The 3,443-nt window shown below is 68.9% G+C and carries 6 protein-coding genes; all 6 read right to left on the reverse strand.

Going from position 1 to position 3,443, the window contains the following annotated elements; all coding sequences use genetic code 11:
* Window positions 1–65: 65 nt before the first annotated feature.
* Window positions 66–539 (reverse strand): STAS domain-containing protein, encoded by a 474-nt coding sequence (locus tag VGS97_RS08030; protein WP_326852629.1) that lies wholly within the window; start codon window positions 537–539, stop codon window positions 66–68.
* A 65-nt stretch (window positions 540–604) separates the two neighbouring features.
* Complete coding sequence (locus VGS97_RS08035; RefSeq protein ID WP_326852630.1) at window positions 605–1,327, reverse strand: hypothetical protein; 723 nt, start codon at window positions 1,325–1,327, stop codon at window positions 605–607.
* Between the two features lie 2 nt (window positions 1,328–1,329).
* Window positions 1,330–1,908, reverse strand: coding sequence for a sigma-70 family RNA polymerase sigma factor (locus VGS97_RS08040; RefSeq protein ID WP_326852631.1), 579 nt, complete (start codon window positions 1,906–1,908; stop codon window positions 1,330–1,332).
* Between the two features lie 2 nt (window positions 1,909–1,910).
* Window positions 1,911–2,108 (reverse strand): hypothetical protein, encoded by a 198-nt coding sequence (locus tag VGS97_RS08045; protein WP_326852632.1) that lies wholly within the window; start codon window positions 2,106–2,108, stop codon window positions 1,911–1,913.
* A gap of 215 nt (window positions 2,109–2,323) precedes the next feature.
* Window positions 2,324–3,004, reverse strand: coding sequence for a hypothetical protein (locus tag VGS97_RS08050; RefSeq protein ID WP_326852633.1), 681 nt, complete (start codon window positions 3,002–3,004; stop codon window positions 2,324–2,326).
* Window positions 3,004–3,443 (reverse strand): SigE family RNA polymerase sigma factor (locus VGS97_RS08055; RefSeq protein WP_326852634.1); only part of this gene is annotated, 440 nt, incomplete at its 5' end. The genes VGS97_RS08050 and VGS97_RS08055, both read right to left, overlap by 1 nt.

Here is a 3,443-nt window from a genome sequence, read left to right on the forward strand (position 1 = left end):
CCGAAGCCGCAAGAGATGCCGCCACCCGGGGACGTAACGTCCACGGGCCCGCAGCAGGTTCAGATTCAGGTACTCGGCAGCCTCCTGGCACTCGTGGCAGCTTCGGCGACCGTGTCATAAGTCGGCAGCGTCTGCGTGAGCCGGGCCGCGTCCAGGATCCGCTGTAGACGATCACTGACACGCACCAGGCGCACCCAGCCACCGCGGGTCGTCGCGATGCAACTGGCACGTACCAGCGGGGAAAGCCCGCGGGCGTCGGCGAACGTCACGTCGGCCAAGTCGAGAACCAGGCGCGGCACGGCCTGCCGGTCCAGCAGCTCCAACAAGGCGTCGCGCAGGCGGTCGAAGGTCACCAGATCGAGTTCGCCCGCGAGTGAGGCCATCGTGTACTCACCGAACTGGACGGAGCGGATCCGCAACTGGAGCCGCACGTCCTCGCACCGATCGCGAGTGTGGGCGAGGTGCAACGTTCTGGTCCCGGCCACCCGGGTGCGCGGCCGTTCCACCGGCGGGGACGAAGCGTGAGTCAGAGCTGTCATGGCAGGCATAGCAGGCACTCCGGTTCGAGCGGTCGAGTGTGGAAGTTCGGCGGACGGTCGGCGGGTCAGCGGTGCGCACCGAGGGCGCGGGGCAATTGGGGCGAGGGGTGAGGCACCTCGCCGAGATCCGCGTCGTCGTACTCGATGACCAGGCGGTTGACGGCTTCTTCCAACTCGGCGGGCAGCCGGGGCCGGATGCCGTGCCGGCACTGCTCAAGCAGCCGCTTGGCGACGTGGTCGGGCAGCAACGGGCGCTGCGTCGGCGCCGGTGGCGTCGGCGCGGGGTCGTAATCACCCTGTTGGGTGAGCAGGCGGTCGGCTTGTTCGCGCCAGAGCCGCGCGTCGTGGAAATCCGCGTTGCGCTGATGATGCAGGGCCAGGCATCGCGCGGCGTTGTAGATGCCGCTTCCCGCGGCGAACTGCCACCAGAACTGCGCGCCGTCCTCGCGGCCGACCAGGTGGAGCAGGCAGGCGAAGACCAGCGCGCCGTCCGGTTCGACCTGTCGGCAGTCGCCGAGCCTGGATAGCGAGGTGAGCGAGGCCGCGGCCTGCGGCGTACCGAGAACCTGGGCGCAGATCAGGTCGAGCTCCTGGCGGGCCTGCTCGTCCTGCTCGCAGCGCCCGGCGCGGAACATGGCCAGGCCGGGCCCGGGGCGGCGAACGCGCGCGGCCGCGCGGGCGATGCGCTCGGCGGCGCTCGGCGCCTGGCCGCGCTCGTAATCGGTCAGGATCTGCGCGTCGGCCAGCAGCAGGTCGATGGGACTGCCGGATCCGTCCGTGGGGTGCACGCTCAGGCCTCGTTTTCGATCAGGTGTGGCATACCGAGATCCTCGGCCAAGCGCTTCTTCGCGTGGCGCACGTTCGAGCGCACCGTGCCTTCGGGCACGCCCAGCAGGGTCGCGACGGTGCCGTAGGGATACTCGAGGACGAAACGCAGCACGATCGCGTCGTACTGGCGCTCGGGCAGGCGGGAGATCGCGCTGTAGAGCCCGAGCGACTCCTCCATCGCGGCGAAGCGTTCACGGGAGCGCTTGAGCACCCGTTCCACCCGGTCGAACGCGGCCGTTTCGACGAATGCCGATCCGGGCCCGCGCTCGTCGAGCCAGCGCGCCACCGTCGCCTTGAGCACTTTCCACGCGTGCCGGGCGGCGCTCTGCGTCCGCTGCACCTGCTGCCAGCTTTCGGCCATGTGCGCGGTGACCGCGTCCGCGATCTGCTCCGCCGCGTCCCGGCTGCCGGTCTTGGCATGCGCGTAGCGCACCCACACGTCCTGATACTGATCGTAGAAGGCGTCGAATGAAGCGGCGGCAGCGGCGCGAACGGGAAGTTCGCCGACCGCGCGGTTCAAACCCTGGTCCCCGAGTTCCACGATCACGATCCTTCGCCGTCGGGAGGGTTGTCGCTGTAGCCGACCCGCACACTGCGGGTCGTGCCGTGCCGGGCGAACTGCTCCTCGGTGCCGATCCGCACGCCCGCCGAGAGCAGGCGCCGGGTCACGGCCCACAGGTCTGCGCTCCCGACACGGACGACGACTCCCACCGCGAGGAGGTGGTCCACATCGATGGTCATGGTTCTGAGTGCTCCTCAAACACAAGGCGTCTGCGGACAACGCAGATCGACGGCGCAATGTGATCGCGCGGCGACGCGTTGTTGACAGCACATCAGAAACGGGGGCGGTTTGTGCAAAATAATCTTGAAGTACTTTCAGCGCGCGACCGTCCCGGCACGCAGAGCATTGACTCTCCGGGAGAGACCCCGGGCGAGTCGGCGCGTCAGCGAGTCTGCTACGGCCTGATGCCTGGCCACGTGACTGTGGTCAGGACGCGCCCGGCGTCGTCGTAGGCGGTCACCGTGACCGAAGCGCCGTCCGCCGGGTGGTGCAAGTAGGCGAAGTAGCCGAACTCTTCGTGTAGCTGCGGGCTGGTCACCAGTGTGGCGACGGCGGTGGAGCGCCCGGAGGAGATCACGATGCCGGCGGGCGTTGGTCCGGCGTACGTGCCGATCACCGGCATGGTCGGATTGTCGGATGGGTCGACCAGTCCCATTGCCTCGTAGAGACTCGGCGAGGTGTCCGCGCTCAGCCGCGCATTGCGGTAGAGGGCGCAGTTGGTCGGCCCGGTGATTCCGATGGGATCCCACAACCATCCGGCTGATTCGTTGACGCAGGCTTCGCCGCCTTCCAGCCACATCTGCGCGCCGTCCACGATGGTCAGGCGTTCATCCAGCGCGACCGTACGCACCGGCGAGTGCGCGGCGACGCCCTGGTCGGGCGTGGTGCGTGTAACGAACTCGCTCGCCAGCAGCGCGGTGCCCGTAGCCAGCACCAGCGTTGCCGCACCGGTGATCAGGCGCCTGCGCACACGTCGCCGTCGTGCCCGAACGATCACTGCGGCGACAGAGACCGGCGGCACGGTGTCGTCCCATGGATAGTGCAGCAGGCTGGGCAGACGGTCTTCGAGTTTCATCACAGCGCCCCGATTCGGCTGTCGGCTGAGAATTCCGGCAGGGCTCGAAGTTTCCCCAGCGCCCGTGCCAGTGTGCTTTTGACCGTGCCGACCGCCACGCCGACCTCATCGGCGATCGCCGCCTCGCTGAGGTCGTCGTAGAAGCGCAGCACCACCACGGTGCGCTCACGCGTGGTCAACCGGCCCAGCGCCCCGAGCACCAGCGCGCGCTGCGCGGAGTGTGCGGCCAGATCGTCTGGTGCCGCTGGATCCGGCGGCACCGCCGTCAACCACTCCAGCGAGCGGGCGCGCCGCCGCCACCAGTCATACTGCTGATTGACCATGATCCGGCGCACATAGGCGACCGGGTCCTCGGCGCGGATGCGGTCCCAGCGCAGGTAGGCCCGCTCCAGGCTTGCCTGTACCAAGTCCGCCGCCCGGTGCGGATCCCCCGACAACA

This window comes from Actinocrinis sp. (genome assembly GCF_035946395.1).
GTDB lineage: Bacteria > Actinomycetota > Actinomycetes > Streptomycetales > Catenulisporaceae > Actinocrinis.

Bases quoted from the DNA above. Each gene is read 5' to 3' on its own strand.
- VGS97_RS08030 (WP_326852629.1), bottom strand. From the start codon at position 539: ATGACAGCTCTGACTCACGCTTCGTCCCCGCCGGTGGAACGGCCGCGC.
- VGS97_RS08045 (WP_326852632.1), bottom strand. From the start codon at position 2,108: ATGACCATCGATGTGGACCACCTCCTCGCGGTGGGAGTCGTCGTCCGT.
- VGS97_RS08050 (WP_326852633.1), bottom strand. From the start codon at position 3,004: ATGAAACTCGAAGACCGTCTGCCCAGCCTGCTGCACTATCCATGGGAC.